Source organism: Modestobacter sp. SYSU DS0511 (assembly GCF_054050755.1).
In genome coordinates this window covers 36967-57775 of record NZ_JBJGZY010000011.1, presented here as the reverse complement: position 1 = coordinate 57775, position 20809 = coordinate 36967, and the positions used below count along the sequence as shown (strand labels likewise).

Sequence of the window (20809 nt, the reverse complement as noted above, 5' to 3'; positions counted from 1 at the left end):
CCTCGGTCTCACCCAGTGGCTAAACCGATGATGACCATTGCGACGCCGGCTACGGCCATGACGGCACCGCCAACCCCCTGGACGCGAGCGTTCTGGTCGGCGTGCCCAAAGCGCGGGTGGTCAGGCAGCCGCGAGCCCTTCGGTTCTGCGACTCCTGCTCGGCCAACTTCGCCCCACCCGATCGGCGGGAGGGCACAAGGAACAGCCCAATGGCCAGTGCCACAGCGGCAGCGGCAGCGGCAGCGGCAGCGGCAGCGGCAGCGGCAGCGGCAGCGAGAACCACGATCGGGACCTTACTCAGCAGTAGTCGCCGCAGGGGCCAGCACCGACGTGAGGTCTCCGGGGCCTCCCACGACACGGGGTACGCGAGAGCGGTAAGCAGCCGCCGAGCTGTTCAGCGCCGGCCTCATCCGCACCGAGCCCAGCAGGCCCCGCCGACCGGCGACCCCTGGGGGTTCGGCCGGTGCGCAGTACCGTGGCTCCTCGTGTCCCGGCAGCTGACCCTCGTGCCGGCACCTGTCTCCACCGACCCGGCCGCGGTGCTGGGCACCGTGTGGCCCGCACTGCGCGCCGCCCTCGAGGGCGACTCCCCGCTGGCCGTGCTGCCCGCCGGCGACGGCCCGGCGGCCGTCGCCCGCGAGGTGCTGCGCCCCGACGAGCCACTCGAGCCGGGCACCGACCTGGTCGTGGTGACCTCCGGCTCGACCGGCGGCGGAAAGGGCGTGCTGCTGTCCGCCGCGGCGCTGCGCGCTTCCGCCGCCGCCACGCTGGACCGGCTGGGCGGCCCCGGCAGCTGGCTGCTGGCGCTGCCGGTCTCCGCCGTCGGCGGACTGCAGGTGCTGGTGCGCAGCGCACTGGCCGGCCGGGAGCCGGTGGTGCTGGGCCGCGGGGAGCCGCTGGCCGTCGCCGCTGCCCGGCTGCCGGCCGGGGACCGCCGGTACACCTCCCTGGTGCCCACCCAGCTGCGCCGGTACCTGGCCGAGGAGCCGGACGCGCTGACGTCCTTCGACGCCGTGCTGGTCGGCGGTGCGGCCACCGACGCCGCGCTGCTGGCCGAAGCTCGGGCAGCGGGGGTGCGCGTGCGCACGACCTACGGGATGAGCGAGACCGCCGGCGGCTGCGTCTACGACGGGGTGCCGCTGGACGGCGTCTCGGTGCGGGTGGCCGACGGGATCGAGCTGGCCGGGCCGGTGCTGGCGCACGGGTACCGGCGCGACCCGGCAGCCACCGCCGCGGCCTTCCACGACGGCTGGTTCCGCACCCGGGACGCCGGAACGCTGTCCGCCGACGGCGTGCTGACCGTGCACGGCCGGCTGGACGACGTCGTGATCAGCGGCGGCGTGAACGTGTCACCCCAGGCGGTCGAGGCGGCGCTGCGTGAGCACCCGTCGGTCGCCGACGCCGTCGTCACCGGCCTGACCGACCCGGAGTGGGGCCAGCGGGTGGTCGCCGCCGTCGTTCCGGCCCCCGGCGCCGCGCCCGAGCTCGCGCAGCTGCGGCCCTGGGTGGCCGACCGGCTCGGCGCCGCCGCCGCGCCCAAGGACCTGCACCTGATCGACGCCGTCCCGACCCTGCACACCGGCAAGCCCGACCGCCGTGGTGTCGCACGCACGCTGAGAGGAACCGACTGATGGCGACCCCCGCCCAGTGGCTGGCGGGCGCCCGCCCCCGCACCCTGCCCGCCGCCCTCGCGCCGGTGTTCGTCGGCAGCGGGGTGGCCGCCGCGCTCGACGGGTTCCGGCTCGCCCCGGCGCTGCTGGCGCTGCTCGTCGCGCTCGCCCTGCAGGTCGCGGTGAACTACGCCAACGACCACTCCGACGGCAAGCGCGGCACCGACGCCGACCGGGTGGGCCCGATGCGGCTGGTCGGCTCCGGCGCCGCGACCGCCCGGCAGGTGCTGGTCGCGGCGATGATCGCCTTCGCCGTCGCCGCGGTGGCCGGCCTGGCGCTGGCCGCGCTGTCCAGCTGGTGGCTGGTCGCCGTCGGTGCGGTGAGCATCCTGGCCGCCTGGACCTACACCGGCGGCCCGATCCCCTACGGCTACCGGGCGCTGGGCGAGGTGTTCGTCTTCGTCTTCTTCGGCCTGGTCGCCGTCGTCGGGACGACGTTCGCCCAGACCGAGTCGCTGGACGGGCTGGCGTTCGCGGCCGCCGTGCCGATCGGGCTGTGCTCGGTGGCGCTGCTGGTGGTCAACAACCTGCGCGACGTGCACGGCGACGCCGCCGTCGGCAAGCGCACCCTGGCGGTGCTGCTCGGCGAGGGCCGCACCCGGCTGTTCTTCACCGGGCTGCTGGTCGTCGTCTTCGCCGCGATCGCGCTCATCGGCCTGGCCCGGCCGTGGGCACTGCTGGCCCTTCTCGCCGCACCGCTGGCCGTGCCGCCGGTGCGCACCGTGCTCACCGGCGGCCGCGGCCCCGCGCTGATCGGCGCGCTGCAGGGCACCGGCCGGCTCACCCTCGCCGTGGGCGTGCTGCTGGCCGTCGGCCTCGCCCTCAGCTGAGGATCAGGACGCGGCGGCGTCGTCGCCGCGGAGCTCCGCGCGGAGCTGCTGCTTGCGGATGCTGCGCGCGGCGATCGCTTCGGTGAGCCGGTCGCGCATCGGCCGCAGCGCCAGGTAGGCCACCGGCATGCCCAGCAGCAGACCGAACAGCAGCGCCGGGAAACCCGGCAGGCCGAGCACCCAGATCAGCGCCACCAGCGCGGCGACGATCGCCAGCCGGGCGAAGGTGTAGGCCAGCAGCCAGGGCACCAGCGGCGGCGGCTCCGCCGGCCCGCCGGTCGGCCCCACCGGGTTCACCGGTGCCTGCGCGTCGTCAGCCACGACGTCCCTCCCCTTGGTCGCAGCGGGGGTGACCCGCTGCCCGACGTTCCTGTCGTCAGCCACGGCGACCCTCCCACTTGGTGGAGAGGACGACCGTCGTCCGCGTGCGGGCGACGCCGCGGATCCGGTTGATGGCACTGATGGTGTCCTCCAGCGCCGGGATGTCGGGCACCCGCACCTTGAGCACGTAGCCCTCGCTCCCGGCCACCCGCCAGCAGTCCTCCACCGGGGGCAGCGCGGCCAGCGCCTCCTCCAGGCCGACGTCGTCGACCTGGTCGCTCTCGATCACGCCGACCAGCGCGGTCACCCCCAGGCCCACCGCCGCGGGGTCGACCACCGCGCGGTAGCCGGTGATCACCCCGGCGGCCTCCAGCTTGCCCACGCGCTCGTGCACCGAGGGCGCCGACAGCCCCACCTGCCGGGCGAGTTCGGCGTAGCTGGCCCGCCCGTTCGCCCCCAGCAGCGCGATCAGCTGCTCGTCCACCGCGTCGATGACGCCCCTCCGGTCCTGCCGTGGTCGCACCCGGCGCCTGAGGAGCCGCTGTGCCCGGTCTGTGGACCCGCACCCTGGGGCGCGAGATCACCGGGTACCAGTATCGGCGCGGTCGTACATTGGGTGCTGACGAGGGGGGTGGACCGATGGTCTTCCTGGTGATGCTGGTGATCGCTGCCGTGGTGGTCGTGCTCGTGATGCGGGCTGCCGCGGCCCAGAGCGGGGGCGCCGGCGGCTCGGGTGGGATCGGCCGGCCCGGTGCCGGGCCCCGGCCGCCCCGGCCACCCCGGGCGCAGCGCCCGACCCGGCCGGTGGCGCCCGACGACGACCCGGAGTTCCTCCGGGAGCTCGAGCGACGGGCCCGACGGGACGACGGCAGCCTGAGCTGACCCGGCGCCCCTCCTGACGACGCGAGCCGTCGGCCTCCGGGTGGTGGCCGACGGCTCGCGTCGTCGTCGGGGGTGCGCTACGCGGCGGTGCGGGAGCCGCCGAACAGCCGGCGCCAGCCGGCCCGCCGGGGGGTGGCCAGCTCGTCCGACCCGGGCGCCTCCGCCCGGTCGGTGCCCGTGTCCAGGTCGCCGGGCCAGCCCAGACCCGTGCCGTCGGCCGGGTCGCCCGGCCAGCCGAGGCCGCCCTGGCCGGCGGCGTGCCGGGGACCCGACGCCTCCGGCCGCTGCTCCAACGCCGCTGCGACGAGCGGGTGCACCGACGCGCCCTCAGCTGCCACGTGCCTACCCACAGTGAACTCCACCGGGTTCAGTCATGACCCGAGGATGGCACGTCCCGCGGGCAGGCCGCGAGCCACCGTCGTTCCGCTCGGGCTGGTTTCACCCGATCGTGACGCTGGGTGACCGGAAGGTCAGCTGACCCCGCCGTAGCTGTGCAGCCCGGTGGAGACCAGGTTGACGAACAGCAAGTTGAAGATCATGACGGCCAGGCCCACGATGTTGATCCACGCAGCCGGCCGGCCGCGCCAGCCGGACGTGGTCCGGGCGTGCAGGTAGGCGGCGTAGACCACCCAGGCGATGAACGCCCAGGTCTCCTTCGGGTCCCAGCCCCAGAAGCGGCCCCAGGCGCTCTCCGCCCAGATCGCCCCGGCGATGACCGCGAAGGTCCAGATCGGGAAGCCGAAGACGGCGGTGCGGTGCGCGGTGCGGTCCAGAGCGGCGGCCGAGGGCAGCCGGTCGAGCAGGGACGGCGCCAGCTCCTCCCCCGCCGCGGCCCGGGACTCCCGGCGGCTGCGGACCAGGTAGAGGATGCTGGCGATCCCGCTGACGAAGAAGATGCCGAAGCCCAGCGTCGCGGTGCTCACGTGCACCGCCAGCCAGCTGGACCGCAGCGCGGCCACCAGCGGGCCGGTCTCCACGTAGAGGAACAGCCCGATCAGCACCAGCGAGAGGACGACCGGCCCCAGCACGAAGGCACCGATGTGCCGCAGGGCGGGCGTCCGCACCGCCATCACCGCGTAGGCGACCACCGCCACGAGCACCACCGCGGTGGAGAACTCGTACATGTTGCCCCAGGGCAGCCGGTCGGCCGCCATGCCTCGGGTGACCAGCACGCCGGTGTGCGTGAGCGCACCGATGACGGTGAGCACCATCGCCACCATGCCCAGGCGGCGGGCCCGGCCCGGCTCCGGCGCCGCTCCCGGGCCGGTGGTCCCGTCGACCGGCGTGGCCGGGGCGTTGCCGGCCGCGACCAGCTCGCGGGCCCGCGCGGGCCGGCCGAAGGCCAGCTCGGCGCAGAACGCCACCATGGCGAGGGAGTACAGCCCCACCGCGATGGAGAAGAGCGTGTCGGACAACGCGGCGAGCGACTCGTCGATCACGACGGCGGGGCCTCTCTCTCGGAGAACGGGGGCGGTGCCGGGGCGGCCGCGGCCAGCGCGCGCCTGACGTCGTCGGTCAGCTCGGCGAACCGGGGGCCGGTGTCGGCGCTGCCCCGGGTCAGCGAGCCGATCGACAGCACCGTACCCCCGCCGTCGGCACCCGGGCCGACCCGGGCGAAGACCCGCTCACGGCGCACCAGGAGCATGCCGAGCAGGCCGACCAGCACGGCGATCGCGGCAGCGAGCACCCAGATCTGGCCGGGGTCGTGCGACAGCTGGAGCGCGGCGAACTGCCGGTAGCTGCTGAAGGTCACCACGGTGCCGTCGGGCAGCGTCGTCGACTCCCCCACCGCCAGGTTGGCCCGGCCGACCTCGGTGAGCCGCTCCTGGTCGATCAGCCGCTGGTCGATCGTGTACACCGACTGCGGCAGGCCGGAGTCCAGCCCCAGGTAGCCCTTCCAGACGAAGATCGCGACCTGCGGGTCCAGCGGCCGCGGGTCGACCGAGGAGAGGATCCCGCCCTGGACCACGCCGGTCGGGGCGAACAGCCCCTGGATCGCGTACTGCTCCTCGATCCCCGCCCCGAGGTCGGGGAGCTTGACCGCGCCCTCGCTGTCCATCGTGGACTGCCTGGCGGGGAGGAACGGCGCGCAGACGTCGGTGATCGGCTCGGCCCCGGGCACCGTCACGGAGAAGCACGGGCTGTACCCGTGCCCGGTGACGTAGACCCGGTCGCCGCCGGTGCGCAGCGGGTCGTTGACCCCGATCGTCGTCTCCTGGTCGGCGCCGCCGCCGGCCGGGCCGTAGCGGATGTCCGCGGTGTAGGAGGCGGCGGTCCGGTCCTCCTCGTAGGTGGCCTGGAAGTCGTCCAGGTCGACGCAGAGGTCGGACATCGCACCGTTGTCGACCAGCGGGCCGGCGGAGTAGGTGTCGTACTGCTGGAAGGTGTTGCAGAAGCCGGAACCCTCGGTGACCAGGATGCTGCCCTCGTAGCCCCAGAGCTTCCCGCCGGCCAGGCCGAGCAGCAGCGCCAGCAGCGAGAGGTGGAACAGCACGTTGCCGGTCTCGCGCAGGTAGCCCTTCTCCGCCGACAGCTCCGGGCCCGACCTGCCCTCACGGCGGACCACCCGGAAGCGGCGGACCCGCAGCTCCTCCTCCACCACGTCCAGCGCCGCCGGCCCGGCGAGCGGGGTGGTCAACGCGGCGGACTCCGGCAGCCGGTGCAGGTGCCGCGGCGCCGACGGCGGCGGGGTGAACAGCGCGCGCCCGTGCTCGACCGCCCGGGGCAGCACGCAGCCGATCAGCGAGATGAACAGCAGCAGGTAGATCGCGGCGAACCACGGCGAGCTGAAGACGTCGAACAGGTAGAGCCGGTCCAGCCACGGCGCGAGCGTCTCGTGGTCGGCGAAGTACTGCCGGACGTTGGTCTGCGACAGCGACCGCTGCGGCAGCAGCGAGCCGGGGATCGCGGCCAGCGCCAGCAGGAACAGCAGGATCAGCGCGGTGCGCATCGCGGTGAGCTGGCGCCACCAGCGCAGCAGCCGGTTGGCCAGCCGGCGACCGGCCGACGGGCGGGACGGCGGGGTGGGAGCTGCGGCGGCTCGCGGCGGCGCGGTGATCGTCACAGCGGCGCGCCCTCGGCCAGGCCGGTGGCGGCGAGCCAGCCCTGCAGCCAGCGCATCATCTCGGTCCACGCGCCGGTGACCAGCAGCAGCCCGACCAGCACCAGGACGGCACCGCCGACGCGGGTGACCCCGCGGGCGTGGCGCTTGAGGAAGGACATCGCGCCGACCGCCCAGCGGGCGCCGAGCGCGACCAGCACGAAGGGCACACCCAGCCCCAGGCAGTACGCCAGGCTGAGGAAGGCGCCCCGGCCCGCGGTGGCCTGGTCGACGGCCAGGGAGAAGACGGCGGTCAGCGTGGGGCCCAGGCAGGGTGTCCAGCCCAGGCCGAAGACGACGCCGAGCAGCGGTGCCCCGGCCAGCCCGGTGGCCGGACGCACGGACAGCCGGGAGGTGCGCTGCAGCAGCGGGAGCCAGCCCAGGAAACCGAGCCCCACCAGGATGGTGACCACGCCCATCACCCGGGTGATGACGTCGTTGTACTGCAGCAGGGCCCGGCCCAGCCCGCCGAAGGCCGAGCCGGCGGCCACGAACACGACCGTGAAGCCGAGCACGAACAGCAGCGCACCCAGGACCATCCGCCCACGGGGTGCCCGCTCGTCGACCGCGGTGCGCGCGATGGTCGCGGTGCCGCCACCGCTCGTCGGTGCGGCCGCGGTGCCGCCATCGCTCGTCGGAGCGGGGGCGGGGGCGGGGGCGCTCGTGCGGCCGCCGGTGCCGACCAGCCCGGTGACGTAGGAGAGGTAGCCGGGGACCAGCGGCAGCACGCAGGGCGAGGCGAAGCTGATCAGCCCGGCCAGCGCGGACACCAGCGCAGCCACCAGCAGCGGGCCGTCGGCGACCAGCTCCTTGACCGCGTCGACCACCTCAGGCCTCCCCGGTGAGCTGCGCCAGCACCGCGCGCAGGTCGTCCTGGCGCACCTCACCGGTGTACACCGCCGCGACCCGGCCGTCGCGGTCGAGCACGATCGTCGAGGGGATCGCCGCCGCCGGGTAGTCGCGGAAGGCCAGCGCCACCTCACCGCGCGGGTCGAACAGGGAGGGGAAGGTGATGCCCTTGCTCTCCAGGAACCGGGTGGCCAGCTGCTCGGTGTCCTTGACGTTCAGCCCGAGGAACTGCACGCCGTCGTCGGCGACCTCGGTGTAGACCTCCTGGAACTGCGGGGTCTCCACCCGGCAGGGCGCGCACCAGGAGCCCCAGAAGTTGAGCACGGCGACGTCCCCGGCCAGCTCGCCGGAGTTCCACTTCCTGCCGTCGAGCAGCGTGCCGGAGAACTCCGGCGCGCCCTTCCGCTCGCCCTCCGGGATGACCTCGCCCTCCGGGGTGCTCTCGACGAACCGGAACTCCCCGCCGTTCGCCACGTCCACGGCGTCGGGGCCGGTGCTGCACCCCGCGAGGAGCGCACCGCCCAGCGCGAGCGCTGCGGCCAGGGTCCTACGCACCGGGCACCGCGTCGGGGTCGGTCGCGCCGGCGGGCTCGGCGTAGGAGATGCCGACCAGCCGGTCGCCGGAGTAGGTGAAGGAGGTGACGCTGGCCAGGCCGCACTCCCGCTTCCGCGGGTCGTGCAGGTAGCGGCGCCCCTCCAGGTGCAGCCGCAGCGTCCAGATCGGCAGCTGGTGGCTGACGCAGACCGCGGCGTGCCCCCGGGCGGCGTCGCGGGCGGTGGCGACGGCGCCGAGCATCCGGGCGGCGATCTCCCGGTACGGCTCGCCCCACGACGGCGTCCACGGGTTGCGCAGCCGCCACCAGTTGCCCGGGTGCTTGAGCGCGCCGTCGCCGACGCCGAAGGCCTTGCCCTCGAAGGAGTTACCGGCCTCGATCAGCCGCTCGTCGGTCGCGATCTCCAGCCCCAGCGCGTCGCTGATCGGCTGCGCGGTCTGCTGCGCGCGCTCCAGCGGGCTGGCCACCAGGTGGGTCACGCCCTTGTCGGCGAACCAGGCGGCCGCGGTGCGGGCCATGCCCTCACCGGCTGCGGACAGCCGGTAGCCGGGCAGCCGCCCGTAGAGCACGCCGGTGGGGTTGTGCACCTCACCGTGCCGCATCACGTGGACGACGGTGGTCTCGCCAGAATGGCCATTCTGGCGGGCGGTCGGGTCGCTCACGGCTGCAGCTCCTGGGCGTCGGTCGAGACCGTCGACGGTGCGGGGCCCCCGGCGGCGGCCGCGGCGGCCGAGGCGGCGGCGGGCAGAGCGGCGAGCACGTGCTCGACGGCCTCGTCGTCCAGGGCGGCGCTGACGAACCAGGCCTCGAACGCCGACGGCGGCAGGTAGACGCCACGGGCGAGCATGGCGTGGAAGAAGGCGGTGTGCGCCGCGACGTCCTGGGTGCGGGCGTCGGCGTAGTCGCGCACCTGCCGCTCGTCCGGGACGAAGAACACCGAGAACATCGACCCGGCCTGCTGCACCCGGTGCGGCACACCGGCAGCGAACAGTGCGGCGCTGGCCGCGCCGCGCAGCGTGGCGGCGACCTCGTCGCAGTGCGCGTAGACCTCGTCGGTGCACAGCCGCAGCGTGGTGAGCCCGGCGGCGACGGCGACCGGGTTCCCGGCCAGCGTGCCCGCCTGGTAGACCGGCCCGGCCGGGGCGAGCTGCTCCATCACCTCGGCGCGACCGCCGAACGCCGCGGCGGGCATACCGCCACCCATCACCTTGCCGAAGGTGAACAGGTCGGCGTCGACCGGGTCCAGGCCGTACCAGCCGGAGCGGGACACCCGGAACCCGGTCATCACCTCGTCGACCAGCAGCAGCGCGCCGTGCTCGGCGGTGATCCGCCGCAGCTGGGCGTTGAAGCCGTCCAGCGGTGGGACGACGCCCATGTTGCCCGGCGCGGCCTCGGTGACGACGACGGCGATCTCGTGGCCGCGCTCGGCGAAGACCGCCTCGACCGCGGCGACGTCGTTGTAGGGGAGCACGATCGTGTCCGCGGCGGCCCCCGTGGTCACCCCGGGGGTGTCCGGCAGGCCCAGGGTGGCGACGCCGGAGCCGGCGGAGGCCAGCAGCGCGTCGACGTGGCCGTGGTAGCAGCCGGCGAACTTGACCACCAGCGGCCGGCCGGTGAACCCGCGGGCCAGCCGGAGGGCCGACAGGACGGCCTCGGTGCCGGAGTTGACCAGCCGCACCCGCTCGACCGGGGCGACCCGGCCGGCGATCTCCTCGGCCAGCTCCGCCTCGCCGGCGGTGGGCGTGCCGAAGGTGAAGCCGTTGCGGGCCGCGGCCGTGACGGCGGCGACCACCTCGGGGTGGGCGTGGCCCAGGATCATCGGCCCCCAGGAGGCCACCAGGTCGACGTAGCGGCGGCCGTCGGCGTCGGTCAGCCACGGGCCGGACGCCGACGCCATGAACCGGGGGGTGCCACCGACGGCGCGGAAGGCGCGCACCGGGGAGTTGACCCCGCCCGGCGTCACCTGCCGGGCCCGGTCGAACAACTGCGCCGACGCCGGCGCCTCGTACGGGTAGGGCTCGGTCACGGCTCCACTCTCCCAGGTGGATCTGTGCGACCGCCGCCGCCGGGGTGCCCGGCCAGGATGGCGGCGGTCACAGCCTGCGGGGCGCGGGTGGGCACCAGCACGGTGCCGCCGTCGTTCCGCCGCAGCGGCAGCCCGGTGCGGCCCCGGGGCAGCGACCAGCCGCCGCCGAGGACGGGGGCGCCGGCGTCCACCCCCGCCGCGCCGGCCTGCACCGCGCGCAGGTGGGCGGCGTCGACGTCGGCCAGCGGGATCCGCTCCCGGCCGACGCTCAGCGCGGCGTACGCGCCGCGGCCGCCGACCCGCACCGTCCAGGCCCGGCGCGCCGACAGCGTGCCGGCGGCCAGGACGCCCAGCACGAGCCCGGCGACGACGGCGACCACCCCGGCCGACAGGCCGGGCACCACCGCGGCGAGCACGAGCAGTGCGGCCAGCCCGGCGGCGGCCAGCCAGAACGGGCGCCACGAGCCCCCGGGCTCGACGTAGGTCGGGTCGTCCGGGGGCTCGGGGTCGGTCATCTCGCGGCGCTGCTCAGCGCAGCCAGCGGGCGGCCTCGACCGCCCAGTAGGTGAGCACCGAGCCCGCACCGGCCCGGCGGATGGCGGTCAGCGTCTCCAGGATCGCCCGCTGCCGGTCGACCCAGCCGTTGGCCGCGGCCGCCTCGAGCATCGCGTACTCGCCGCTGACCTGGTAGGCGCTCACCGGGACGTCGACGGCGTCGGCGACCCGGGCCACGGTGTCCAGGTAGGGCAGCGCCGGCTTGACCATGACGGCGTCCGCGCCCTCGGCGAGGTCCTGCGCGACCTCCCGCAGCGCCTCGTCGGCGTTCGGCGGGTCCATCTGGTAGGTCGACCGGTCGCCGAACTGCGGAGCGCCCTCGGCGGCCTCGCGGAACGGGCCGTAGAAGCCGGAGGCGTACTTCGCGGCGTAGGCGAGGATCGGCGTCTCGGTGTACGCGGCGCTGTCCAGCCCCGCCCGGATCGCCGCGACCTGGCCGTCCATCATCCCGCTGGGGGCGATGACGTGCGCACCGGCCTGCGCCTGCGCGATCGCGACCGCGGCGTACCGGTCCAGCGTCGGGTCGTTGTCGACGACGCCCGCGGGAGTGACCACGCCGCAGTGGCCGTGGTCGGTGTACTCGCACAGGCACAGGTCGGCCATCAGCACCAGCTCGTCGCCCAGGTCGGCACGCAGCTGCTGCAACGCCGCGTTGACCACGCCGTCGGCGGCATCGGCCTGCGAACCCACCGGGTCCTTGTCGGCCGGGATGCCGAAGAGCATCAGGCCGCTGATCCCGGCCTCGGCCGCCTCGGCCGCCGCCTTCCGCAGCGAGTCCTGGGTGTGCTGGACGACGCCCGGCATGGAGCTGATCGGCTGCGGCTCGGCGATGCCCTCCTTCACGAAGACCGGCAGCACCAGGTCGGCCGGGGCCAGCCGGGTCTGCGCCGTCCACCGGCGCATCGCCGGGGTGGAGCGCAGCCGGCGGCCCCGGGCGAACCCGGGGTTGGCCCCGCCGGTCACTTCTCGCCTTCTGCCTCGGCCCGGCGGGCCTGCGCGAACTCGGCGAGCGCGTCGACCAGCGGGCCGACCGCGGCGGTCTCCGGCTGCACGTCGACCCGCAGGCCGAACTCGGTGGCGCTGGCGGCGGTCGCCGGGCCGATCACCGCGACGACCGTCTTGGCGTGCGGCTTGCCGGCGATGCCGACCAGGTTGCGCACCGTGCTCGAGGAGGTGAAGCAGACCGCGTCGAAGCCGCCGCCCTTGATCGCCTCGCGCACCGCGGCCGCCGGCGGCGCCGCCCGGACGGTGCGGTAGGCGGTGACGTCGTCGATCTCCCAACCGCGCTCCTGCAGCCCGGCGGCGAGGGTCTCGGTGGCGATGTCGGCGCGGGGCAGCAGCACCCGGTCGATCGGGTCGAAGACGTCGTCGTAGGGCGGGAAGTCGGCCAGCAGGCCCTCGCTGGACTGGTCACCCGTGGGCACCAGCTCCGGCACGATCCCGAAGTCGCGGACCGCCTGGGCGGTCTGCTCGCCGACGCAGGCGACCTTGACCCCGGCGAAGGCGCGGGCGTCCAGGCCCAGCTCGACGAACTTCTCCCGCACCGCGCGGACGGCGTTGGTGGAGGTGAAGACGATCCAGCCGTACCGGCCGGTGACCAGGCCCTTGACCGCCCGGTCCATCTGCGCGGGGCTGCGCGGCGGCTCGACGGCGATCGTCGGCACCTCGACCGGGACGGCGCCGTAGGCACGCAGCCGGTCGCTCATCTCCCCCGCCTGCTCCTTGGTGCGCGGCACCAGCACCCGCCAGCCGAACAGCGGGCGGCTTTCCCACCAGGACAGCTTGCCGCGCTTGTCGACGGCGGCACCGACGGTCACCACGACCGCGCCGGTGAGGGTGTCGAGCCCGGCGGACTTCTCCGCCACCGCCGCCAGCTTGCCGGCGACGCTCTTCTGCGCGGTGCTGCTGCCCCCGGTGGTCACCAGGACCGGGGTGGAGCCGGGGAGCCCGCCCTCGACCAGGCCGGCGGCCAGCGTGGGCAACTGCTCGGCGGACGCCTGGAGCACCAGCGTGGCGCCGGTGCCCGAGGCGGCGGCGGCCAGCGCGGTGAGGTCGGCCGGGGCGTCCGCGCCCGGGCGCACGTCGGCGGTCACCGAGGTGCCGCCCAGCGGGACGCCGGCGTAGCCCGGCACCGCGGTGCTCACCGCGACGCCGGGGACGACGTCGAACGGGATGCTGGTCCGGGTGACCGCGAGCGCCTCCTTGACCACGGCGTCGCTGGTGAACGGGTCGCCGGCGACGAGCCGGACCACCACGTTGCCGTTCTTGGCCGCGGCGACGGCGCCCTTGGCGACGTCGGCCGGCTCACCGCTGACCGGGGTCAGCTCGAGGTCCGGGTGCGCCTCGCGCACGGCCTCGGTGACCGCGGCCGAGACGTCCGGGTCGACCAGCACCGTGTCGGCGCCGGCGATCGCTGCGCTCGCCCGGGCGGTCAGCAGCTCCGGGTCGCCGGGGCCGGCACCGACGAACACCACGGTGCCCTTACTGCTGCCGTTCTGCTTGCGTGAGCGCGTCATCGCGTGCTCCTGTTCCTGCCCCCGGAGGGGGTCGCTGCGGGTGGTACGGGGTCGTGGGGGCGGGCGGGCACCCGCCCGGGACGGCGCGTCACCGGGGTGCCGCCATCAGCGCGGCGGCGCCGCGGTCGAGCAGCTCGGCGGCCAGCTGCCGGCCCAGCGCCTCGGCCTCGACGGCCGGGCCGGTGAGCGAGCCGCGGACGCCGTCGCTGCCGTCGATCGCGGTGACCGAGGCGCGCAGGTAGAGCTCGGCGGCGCCGTCCTCGTCCTCGGCCAGCTCGGCGGAGGCGGCCACCGGGGCGCTGCACCCGGCCTCCAGCGCGGCCAGCACGGCGCGCTCGGCGGCGACGCAGGCCCGCGTGGCCGGGTGCTCCAGCACGGCGAGCAGCTCGCGCACCCGGGTGTCCTCCGTGCGGCACTCGACGGCGAGCGCGCCCTGGGCCGGCGCGGGCAGCACCTGGAGCGGGTCGAGCACCTCGGTGACCGCGGCGAGCCGGTCGATCCGGGCCAGCCCGGCGCGGGCCAGCACGACGGCGTCCAGGTCGGCGTCCGGCCCCAGCGCCCGCGCCATCCGGGTGTCGACGTTGCCGCGGATCGGCACGACGTCCAGGCCGAGGCCGAGCGCGCGCAGCTGCGCCATCCGGCGCGGGGCTCCGGTGCCCACGCGGGCACCCGGGGGCAGCTCGCCCAGGGTGAGCCCGTCGCGGGCGACGAGCGCGTCGCGCGCGTCCTCCCGCGGGGGGACGGCGGCCAGCGTGAGCCCCGGGGCGGGCGCGGTCGGGAGGTCCTTGTAGCTGTGCACCGCGACGTCGACCTCACCGCGCAGCAGGGCCTCGCGCAGCGCGGCGACGAAGACGCCGGTGCCGCCGAGCTGGCTGATCGCCTCGGTGGACCGGTCGCCGTAGGTGCTCACGTGCACCAGCTCGACCGGCACGCCGGTGGCCGCGGTCAGCGCGTCGGCGACGTGGGAGGACTGGGTGAGCGCCAGCTGGCTGGCGCGGGTACCCAGCCGCAGCGGCAGGGCGGCGGTCACGGGGCACCCCCGGTGCGCCGGTCGAGGGCGGCAGAGCCGCCGGCGCGCCCGTCGCGGGCGGCCTCGATCCGCGGGTCCAGGGCCGACAGCGGGGTACCGGCGGGCAGCTGCGGGTCGACGGTGACCGCGTCGGAGAGGGTGGCCCGGTCGCCGTCGGTGGCGCCGGAAAGGCCCAGGCCGAACAGCGCGCGCAGCGCGTCGGCGTAGTCGGTGCCGCCCGGGGCGCTGGCCAGCTCCTTCACCCGCACGGTCGGCTCGTGCAGCAGCTTGTCGACGACGCGGCGCACGGTGCGGGCGATCTCGCTGCGGGCCTTGGCGTCGAGGTCGGGCAACCGGGTGGACAGCCGCAGCAGCTCGGCGTCGACGACCTCCGCGGCCTGGCTGCGCAGCGCGGAGACGGTGGGGGCGACCGCGGCGGCCTGCCGCTCGGCGCGCAGCAGCGAGGTCTCCAGCTCGACCAGCGCGTGCGCGGCGGCGATGTCGTCGGCGGCGACCGAACCGGCCACAGGCTGCCCCGGGTGGGCGGCCCGCTCGCCCTGCAACATCGCCAGGTCGACGACGTGCACGCCGGGCAGGCCGGCGACCGCCGCCTCGACGTCGCGGGGCAGGGCGAGGTCGACGACGACCATGCGCCGGCCGCCGCGGCCGGCCATCGCGGTGGCGACCAGCTCCTCGCCGATCACCGTGCCGGTGGCGCCGGTGCAGGTGACCAGCACGTCGGCGGCGGCCAGCTCCTCGGGGAGCCGGTCCAGGTCGGCCTGCCGGCCGCCGACGGACTCCGCCAGTCTCGCGGCGCTGGCCGGGGTGCGGCTGCTGACGGTGACCGCGGCGCCGCGGCGGGCCAGCGTGGTGGCCGCCAGCGCCCCCATGGAGCCGGCGCCGACCACGAGCACGGGCCGGCCGGCGAGGTCACCGAGGACGTCGGTGACGCGGTCCAGGGCGACCGAGACCAGCGACGCACCGGCCTTGTCGATGCCGGTCTCGGCGTGCACCCGCTTGCCGACCCGCAGCGCGCGCTGGGCGATCGGGTGCAGCTCGCGCCCGACGGTGCCCTCCTCCTGCGCCAGGGCGTAGGCGGCGCGCAGCTGCCCGAGCACCTGGGTCTCCCCGACGACCATCGAGTCCAGACCGGCGGCGACGGTGCACAGGTGGCCGATCGCCTGGTCCTCGTAGTAGACGGTGACGTAGGGCGAGAGCTCCTCGACCGTGGCGCCGGCGTGCCGGGCGAGCACCCGGCTGACGTCGGTGACGCCGCCGTGGAAGCGGTCGACCTCGGCGAAGACCTCGATCCGGTTGCAGGTGGCCAGGACCATCGCCTCGCTGACGTGGTCGCTGTCGACCAGCTCGTGCAGCGCCTTGACCGTGTCGTCGCCGCTCATGCTGACCTGCTCGAGCAGGGCGACCGGAGCGGTCTGGTGGCTGATGCCGACGGCGAGCAGGCTCATCGCGCACCCCCTGCGCCGGAAGAGGAGCTCAGCGCGCTCCCCGCGGTGTGCAGCTCGGCCGCCGGCGAGGGGACGCCGGCGCGCTGCTGGTCCCCGTCCCTCTGCTGCTGATCGAGGAAGGCCAGCACCTGGAGTTCGACGGACAGGTCGACCTTGCGGACGTCGACCCCCGCGGGCACGGACAACGCCACCGGCGCGAAGTTCAAGATGCTCCTCACCCCGGCCGCGACGAGCCGGTCGCAGACCGACTGCGCCACCTCGGCCGGTGTCGTGATGACCCCGATCGTGGCGGCGGTGGCTCGCACCACCGCCTCGAGCTCCTCCACCGGGCGGACCGTGCACCCGCCCACCCGGGTTCCCACCGTGGCGGGGTCGCTGTCCAGCAGGCCGACGAAGGTGAAGCCGCGGCTGGCGAAGCCGGTGTAGTCGGCCAGCGCGGAGCCCAGGCGGCCGAGCCCGACCAGCACGCACGGTCGGGACCGCTCGCCGCCCAGGGCCTCGGACAGCCGCGCGCGCAGCCCGGCCACCGAGTAGCCCACCCCGCGCACACCGCACGGCCCCAGGTGCGACAGGTCCTTGCGGAGCCCGGCGGGGTTGACCCCGGCGGCGGAGGCCAGCTCGCCGGAGGAGACGTGGCTGCGACCGTCGTCGGCGAGACCGGCCAGCACCCGCAGGTACACGGCCAGCCGGGCGACGGTGGCCTCCGGGATGTTCCGGGGCCGCGACTGGGTCACGGGCAGACTCTCCAGCGATCCGAACACGCCCCGGCCGGGGCCGGACGTTCGGGGGACTCAGGGCAAGGGAACTCGACGGACCTGGGCACGTCAGCGCCCGGCCATCTCACGGTAACCGCTTGTGAAGGCCTGAACAAAGTCGCCGACCCCGTCCGCGCAGGTCACCGGCCCCCGCTGTGTCGGATGCCACGCCGCGCGCCACCCGGTCGGGTGCGACCGGTGCCTCAGCCGGTGCCTCAGCCGGCGCCTCAGCCGACGCCGAGGTCACGCCGCAGGCGCGGGACGTCGACGGTGAAGTAGCTGTGCTCGTGGCCGTCGAGCAGCACCACCGGGACGCGGTCACCGTACTCGGCGCGCAGCTCCTCGTCCGCGTCGACGTCGACCAGCACCGGCGTCAGGCCGGCCTCCCCGCCGATGCGGGTGAGCGTCTCCTCCGCCACGGTGCACAGGTGGCACCCGGCCCGGGTGAGCAGCTGCAGGCGTGGTGCGGGGTCAGTCACCGGTGTCCTCCCAGAGGGCGGCGCGCGCCGCCCGTTCCATCCCCAGCTCGCGGAGCCGGGCCCGGCTGACCTTGCCGGTGAGCGAGTGCGGCAGCTCGGGCACCAGGTGGACCGCCACCGGCACCTTGAACCGGGCCAGCGACGCCGCGGCGTGCGCGCGCAGCTCCGCCTCGTCGATCTCGGCGCCAGGCGCGGCCACCACGACGGCGTGCACCGCCTCGCCGGTGCGCGGGTCGGGCAGCCCGATGACCGCGCTCTGCGCGACCCCGGGATGGGCGTCGAGCACCCGCTCGACCTCGCCCGGGTAGACGTTGAACCCGTTGACGATGACCAGGTCCCGCCGGCGGTCGACCAGGATCAGGTCGCCGTCGGCGTCCCGGTAGGCGATGTCACCGGTGGCGAGCCACCCTCGCGCGTCCGGCCCGTCGGTGCGGTCGGGCCAGTACCCGCTGAACAGGTTGGGCCCGCGGGCGCAGATCTCGCCGGCCTCCTCCGCGTCGTCGTCCCCGTCGTCGGCCGGGTCGTCGTGCCCGTCGTCGCCCGGGTCGTCGCCGGCCGTCGGGCCGCCCGCGGTGTCCCGCAGGCGCAGCTCCACCCCGGGCAGCGGCCCGCCGATGGAGCGCGGCTTGGACCGGCCGGTGACCAGGGTGCTGGCCAGCACCGGGCCGGCCTCGGTCAGCCCGTAGCCCTCCCACACGGTGACCGCGGCCCGCTCGCGCATCGCGGTCAGCACGGCGGCCGGCAGCGGGGCGGACCCGGAGCTGGCCGTGCGGACGGCGGCGAAGCCGCGCCGCAGCACCGCGTCGGAGCCGGCGGCGTCGGCGGCCGCCAGCCAGGCCGCGTACATCGGCGGGGCGGCGGGGACGGCGGTGACCTCCTCCTCGGCCATCAGCCGGAGCGTGGCCAGCGGGTCGAACTCCTCGACCAGCACGGCGCAGGCGGCGGTCGCGGCGACGAGCCCCCAGGCGCCGGTGAAGCCGTAGACGTGGAACAGCGGGAGGACGACCAGCACCCGGTCGCCCGCGCGCACCGGCGGCGGGTCCAGGGCCAGGCACTGCTGCTGGTTCGCCAGCAGTGCGGCGTGCGTGAGCATCGCGCCCTGCGGCCGGCCGGTGGTGCCGCTGGTGTAGACGAGCAGCGCCAGCGCGGCCGGGTCCTCGGGATCGACCGGAGCCGGGCCGTCGTCGTCCGGCGGGCCGGCGTGCACCGGCACCCCGGCGAGCTCCGCCCGGGGGGCCGCGGTCACCAGCAGCCGCGCCCCGGAGTCGGTGAGCAGGTGCGACACCTCGGGGTCGGTGAAGGCGGTGTTGACCGGGACGACGACCAGGCCGGCCCGCAGGGCGCCGGTCACCGCCACCACCCAGTCGACCCCGTTGCGCAGCTGGACCGCCACGCGGTCGTCGGCGGCCAGCCCACGGGTGCGGTAGCCCGCGGCGGCCCGGTCGACGAGCGCGTCGAGCTGCGCCCAGGTCAGCCTGCGCGCACCGTGCACCAGGGCCGGGGACTCCCCGGAGGTCGCGGCCGCGCGGCGCACCAGCGCCGCGAGAGACCCGACCGGCGCGGTCGGCGCCAGCGGGACGCCCTCTTCCGTCACACGGACCTCCCTGGACCCACGGACCGCCCCCGACCAGCGGCGACAGCGCCACCGGGGCACGATGGTGTCATCCCGGTGAGCCGCCCGCAGCGGGTTCCCTCCGCCGGGCGAGCCGGCCGGACCGGGGGTGGAGGAGCTGCACGGCATGACCCGTTCCCACCCCTCCGCGCCGCCGGCTGCCCCCGCCACCGACCGACGCCTCCGACCGGTCCCCCGTCCCCGGCTCGAGCAGCCCCTGGCGACCAGCCCCACGGCCAGCCCGGCGAGCTCCGCGGACGAGGCGGTCCCGGTGCCGGCCCCCGTCGAGGCCGGCGGGGACCCCGGGATCCCCGCCGACCAGGACGCGGTCTGGGAGTTCGTCCGCCGGGCACAGCAGGGCGACGCCGAGGGCTTCGGCCAGCTCTACGACCGGTACGTCGACCTGGTCTACCGGTTCGTGCTGCTCCGGGTCGGCGATCGGGCCACGGCCGAGGACTTCACCAGCGAGACGTTCGTCCGGGCGCTGCGCCGGATCGACTCGCTGACCTTCCAGGGCCGCGACGTGGGCGCCTGGCTGGTCACGATCGCCCGCAACATCGTGCTGGACCACGTGAAGAGCAGCCGCCACCGGCTGGAGGTGACCACCGCGGACGTGCGCGACGCCGACCGGGCGACCGAGAGCCCGGAGGACACGGTGGTGCAGCGGCTCACCAACGCCGAGCTCATCGCCTGCATGCAGCAGCTCTCCGCCGACCAGCGCGAGTGCCTGGAGCTGCGCTTCCTGCAGGACCTCACCGTCGCGGAGACCGCGGCCGCGATGGGCAGGAAGGACGGCGCGGTCAAGGCGCTGCAACACCGCGCGGTGCGCCGGCTCGCCGCGCTGGTGCACCCGGGACTGCGGTGACGGGTGTGATCGCCCGGCCGCGCTGCGTAACGCCGGGCCCGCACCCTCGTTGACCAGAGCGGATCGCCGCGCCAACCGACGACGCGGGACCGGGGCGGTACGCGGAGGACGACGGTGACGGTGCAGCACGACGACGCGACGGGCGCCGCCCGCCGTGCCGCCGGCCCGCCCCGCACCGCCGAGGACCTGGTGCTGGCCCGGCTGGAGGGCCTGGCGGACGAGCACGCCGTCCGGCCGGACCCGGTGTTCCGCGCGGCCACCCGGGCCCGGCTGGTGGCGATGGCCGCCGTCCGGCAACCCTCGCCCCGGCGCCGCGGGCTGCGGCGTCTGCTGGCCGCCGGCACCCCGCCCCGTCGGGGCCGGCTCACCGCCGGGCTCGCCGGCGCCACGCTCACCGTGGCCGCCCTCGGGGGCCTGCTGGCCGCCGCCCAGGGCGCGGCGCCCGGCGACCTGCTGTACGAGGTGAAGCGCGGCGGCGAGGCGACCCAGCTGGTGCTCGCCGGTGACAGCAGTCGCGGCGCGACGCTGCTGGACTTCGCCACCACCCGGCTCGGCGAGCTGACCGAGCTGACCGCCGCCGGCGACGCGTCGCCCGTGCTCGAGACGCTGCGGACCATGGACCGCCAGACCACCGAGGGCACCTCGTGGCTCACCACCCGGGCGGTCGCCGACGGCGACACCGCGGCGCTGCAGGCGCTCGCCACGTGGACCACCGGGCAGCGCACCGGTCTGGACGCGCTGCCCGACGGCCTCCCCGCCGGCGTCGACGAGGCGCTGGCCGGCTCCCGGCGGCTCGTCTCCGCCGTCGCCGACCGCGCCGCGGCGCTCGGCACCGCGCTGGCCTGCGCCGGCGGGCCGGCCGTCACCACCGCCGACGAGCTCGGCCCGCGGCCCACCCCCTGCCCAACCGACGTACCGGCGGCGCAGCGCCCCGCCCCGGGTAGTCCGTCGGCGCCCCCGGCTGCATCGGGAGGAGCGCCGGCGGCCCCGGGTGGGGCCGCGCCGGCGGCGCCGTCCACCTCTCCGGTGACCACCGCGGCACCCGCGGCCGGGGCGGCGACCCCGTCCCCGGCTCCGGCACCCAGGCCCTCGGCCCCCGCACCGGCCACACCGGCCGCGCCGGCCGGGCCTGCTCCCGGTGAGCGGCCGGGGCTGCCGCTGCCCGCCGCACCCGCGTCGCCCAGCACCGCCGCGCCGTCCCGGCCGGGCACGGTCGTCGAGCTGCCCCCGGTCGTCCCGGGCCTCCGGGTCTGCCTGCCGCCGCTGATCTCGGTCAACTGTCGACCTGCCGCCGACTGAGCAGCCCGGCTCGCTAGGGTC

Annotated in this window: 22 protein-coding genes; 5 read left to right on the top strand and 17 right to left on the bottom strand. The window is 76.1% G+C overall.

Annotation, left to right across the window (positions count from 1 at the left end):
- The first annotated feature begins 485 nt into the window (after nucleotides 1-485).
- Both menE and ACI783_RS07705 read left to right on the top strand, forming a co-directional pair.
- Complete coding sequence (gene menE / locus ACI783_RS07710) at nucleotides 486-1631, top strand: o-succinylbenzoate--CoA ligase (RefSeq protein ID WP_457139888.1); 1146 nt, start codon at nucleotides 486-488, stop codon at nucleotides 1629-1631.
- The gene (locus tag ACI783_RS07705; RefSeq protein ID WP_457139887.1) at nucleotides 1631-2500 is read left to right on the top strand and encodes a 1,4-dihydroxy-2-naphthoate polyprenyltransferase; all 870 of its coding nucleotides are present in this window, start codon (nucleotides 1631-1633) and stop codon (nucleotides 2498-2500) included. The genes menE and ACI783_RS07705 overlap by 1 nt, the downstream gene beginning before the upstream one ends.
- Before the next feature lie 3 nt (nucleotides 2501-2503).
- Here the strand turns inward: ACI783_RS07705 and ACI783_RS07700 are convergent, their stop codons facing one another.
- Nucleotides 2504-2884, bottom strand: coding sequence for a DUF4229 domain-containing protein (locus ACI783_RS07700; RefSeq protein WP_457139886.1), 381 nt, complete (start codon nucleotides 2882-2884; stop codon nucleotides 2504-2506).
- Nucleotides 2877-3305, bottom strand: coding sequence for an Lrp/AsnC family transcriptional regulator (locus ACI783_RS07695; protein ID WP_457078675.1), 429 nt, complete (start codon nucleotides 3303-3305; stop codon nucleotides 2877-2879). Before ACI783_RS07695 ends, ACI783_RS07700 begins: the two co-directional genes overlap by 8 nt.
- Before the next feature lie 155 nt (nucleotides 3306-3460).
- Between ACI783_RS07695 and ACI783_RS07690 the strand changes: the two genes are divergently transcribed.
- Nucleotides 3461-3703 carry a hypothetical protein gene (locus ACI783_RS07690; protein WP_457139885.1) on the top strand — a complete coding sequence of 81 codons (243 nt, stop codon included), beginning with the start codon at nucleotides 3461-3463 and terminating at the stop codon, nucleotides 3701-3703.
- 77 nt (nucleotides 3704-3780) lie between these two features.
- On the opposite strand, the gene ACI783_RS07685 is transcribed toward ACI783_RS07690, so the two are convergent.
- The 15 genes from ACI783_RS07685 to ACI783_RS07615 form a co-directional block, all read right to left on the bottom strand.
- Complete coding sequence (locus ACI783_RS07685) at nucleotides 3781-4041, bottom strand: hypothetical protein (RefSeq protein WP_457139884.1); 261 nt, start codon at nucleotides 4039-4041, stop codon at nucleotides 3781-3783.
- 132 nt (nucleotides 4042-4173) lie between these two features.
- The gene (ccsB, locus tag ACI783_RS07680; RefSeq protein ID WP_457139883.1) at nucleotides 4174-5142 is read right to left on the bottom strand and encodes a c-type cytochrome biogenesis protein CcsB; all 969 of its coding nucleotides are present in this window, start codon (nucleotides 5140-5142) and stop codon (nucleotides 4174-4176) included.
- Nucleotides 5139-6767 (bottom strand): cytochrome c biogenesis protein ResB, encoded by a 1629-nt coding sequence (resB, locus tag ACI783_RS07675; protein WP_457139882.1) that lies wholly within the window; start codon nucleotides 6765-6767, stop codon nucleotides 5139-5141. Before resB ends, ccsB begins: the two co-directional genes overlap by 4 nt.
- Nucleotides 6764-7630, bottom strand: coding sequence for a cytochrome c biogenesis CcdA family protein (locus tag ACI783_RS07670; RefSeq protein ID WP_457139881.1), 867 nt, complete (start codon nucleotides 7628-7630; stop codon nucleotides 6764-6766). Before ACI783_RS07670 ends, resB begins: the two co-directional genes overlap by 4 nt.
- 1 nt (nucleotide 7631) lies before the next feature.
- On the bottom strand, nucleotides 7632-8207 hold the full coding sequence (locus ACI783_RS07665) for a TlpA family protein disulfide reductase (protein ID WP_457139880.1): 576 nt from the start codon (nucleotides 8205-8207) through the stop codon (nucleotides 7632-7634).
- The gene (locus tag ACI783_RS07660; protein WP_457139879.1) at nucleotides 8200-8868 is read right to left on the bottom strand and encodes a histidine phosphatase family protein; all 669 of its coding nucleotides are present in this window, start codon (nucleotides 8866-8868) and stop codon (nucleotides 8200-8202) included. The genes ACI783_RS07665 and ACI783_RS07660 overlap by 8 nt, the downstream gene beginning before the upstream one ends.
- Nucleotides 8865-10232 (bottom strand): glutamate-1-semialdehyde 2,1-aminomutase, encoded by a 1368-nt coding sequence (gene hemL / locus ACI783_RS07655; protein ID WP_457139878.1) that lies wholly within the window; start codon nucleotides 10230-10232, stop codon nucleotides 8865-8867. Before hemL ends, ACI783_RS07660 begins: the two co-directional genes overlap by 4 nt.
- The gene (locus ACI783_RS07650; protein ID WP_457139877.1) at nucleotides 10229-10747 is read right to left on the bottom strand and encodes a hypothetical protein; all 519 of its coding nucleotides are present in this window, start codon (nucleotides 10745-10747) and stop codon (nucleotides 10229-10231) included. Before ACI783_RS07650 ends, hemL begins: the two co-directional genes overlap by 4 nt.
- 13 nt (nucleotides 10748-10760) lie before the next feature.
- Nucleotides 10761-11750, bottom strand: a complete 990-nt coding sequence (hemB, locus tag ACI783_RS07645; protein WP_457139876.1) for a porphobilinogen synthase — start codon at nucleotides 11748-11750, stop codon at nucleotides 10761-10763.
- Nucleotides 11747-13303, bottom strand: coding sequence for a uroporphyrinogen-III synthase (locus ACI783_RS07640; protein WP_457139875.1), 1557 nt, complete (start codon nucleotides 13301-13303; stop codon nucleotides 11747-11749). The genes hemB and ACI783_RS07640 overlap by 4 nt, the downstream gene beginning before the upstream one ends.
- A gap of 88 nt (nucleotides 13304-13391) precedes the next feature.
- The gene (gene hemC / locus ACI783_RS07635; RefSeq protein ID WP_457139874.1) at nucleotides 13392-14333 is read right to left on the bottom strand and encodes a hydroxymethylbilane synthase; all 942 of its coding nucleotides are present in this window, start codon (nucleotides 14331-14333) and stop codon (nucleotides 13392-13394) included.
- Nucleotides 14330-15778 carry a glutamyl-tRNA reductase gene (locus tag ACI783_RS07630; protein WP_457139873.1) on the bottom strand — a complete coding sequence of 483 codons (1449 nt, stop codon included), beginning with the start codon at nucleotides 15776-15778 and terminating at the stop codon, nucleotides 14330-14332. The genes hemC and ACI783_RS07630 overlap by 4 nt, the downstream gene beginning before the upstream one ends.
- On the bottom strand, nucleotides 15775-16512 hold the full coding sequence (locus ACI783_RS07625) for a redox-sensing transcriptional repressor Rex (protein WP_457139872.1): 738 nt from the start codon (nucleotides 16510-16512) through the stop codon (nucleotides 15775-15777). Before ACI783_RS07625 ends, ACI783_RS07630 begins: the two co-directional genes overlap by 4 nt.
- A gap of 248 nt (nucleotides 16513-16760) precedes the next feature.
- Nucleotides 16761-17012, bottom strand: coding sequence for a glutaredoxin family protein (locus ACI783_RS07620; protein ID WP_457139871.1), 252 nt, complete (start codon nucleotides 17010-17012; stop codon nucleotides 16761-16763).
- The gene (locus tag ACI783_RS07615; protein ID WP_457139870.1) at nucleotides 17005-18606 is read right to left on the bottom strand and encodes an AMP-binding protein; all 1602 of its coding nucleotides are present in this window, start codon (nucleotides 18604-18606) and stop codon (nucleotides 17005-17007) included. Before ACI783_RS07615 ends, ACI783_RS07620 begins: the two co-directional genes overlap by 8 nt.
- Before the next feature lie 289 nt (nucleotides 18607-18895).
- Between ACI783_RS07615 and ACI783_RS07610 the strand changes: the two genes are divergently transcribed.
- Nucleotides 18896-19489, top strand: a complete 594-nt coding sequence (locus ACI783_RS07610; protein WP_457139869.1) for a sigma-70 family RNA polymerase sigma factor — start codon at nucleotides 18896-18898, stop codon at nucleotides 19487-19489.
- A 114-nt stretch (nucleotides 19490-19603) separates the two neighbouring features.
- Nucleotides 19604-20788, top strand: coding sequence for a DUF5667 domain-containing protein (locus ACI783_RS07605; protein WP_457139868.1), 1185 nt, complete (start codon nucleotides 19604-19606; stop codon nucleotides 20786-20788).
- The last annotated feature ends 21 nt before the right edge of the window (nucleotides 20789-20809 follow it).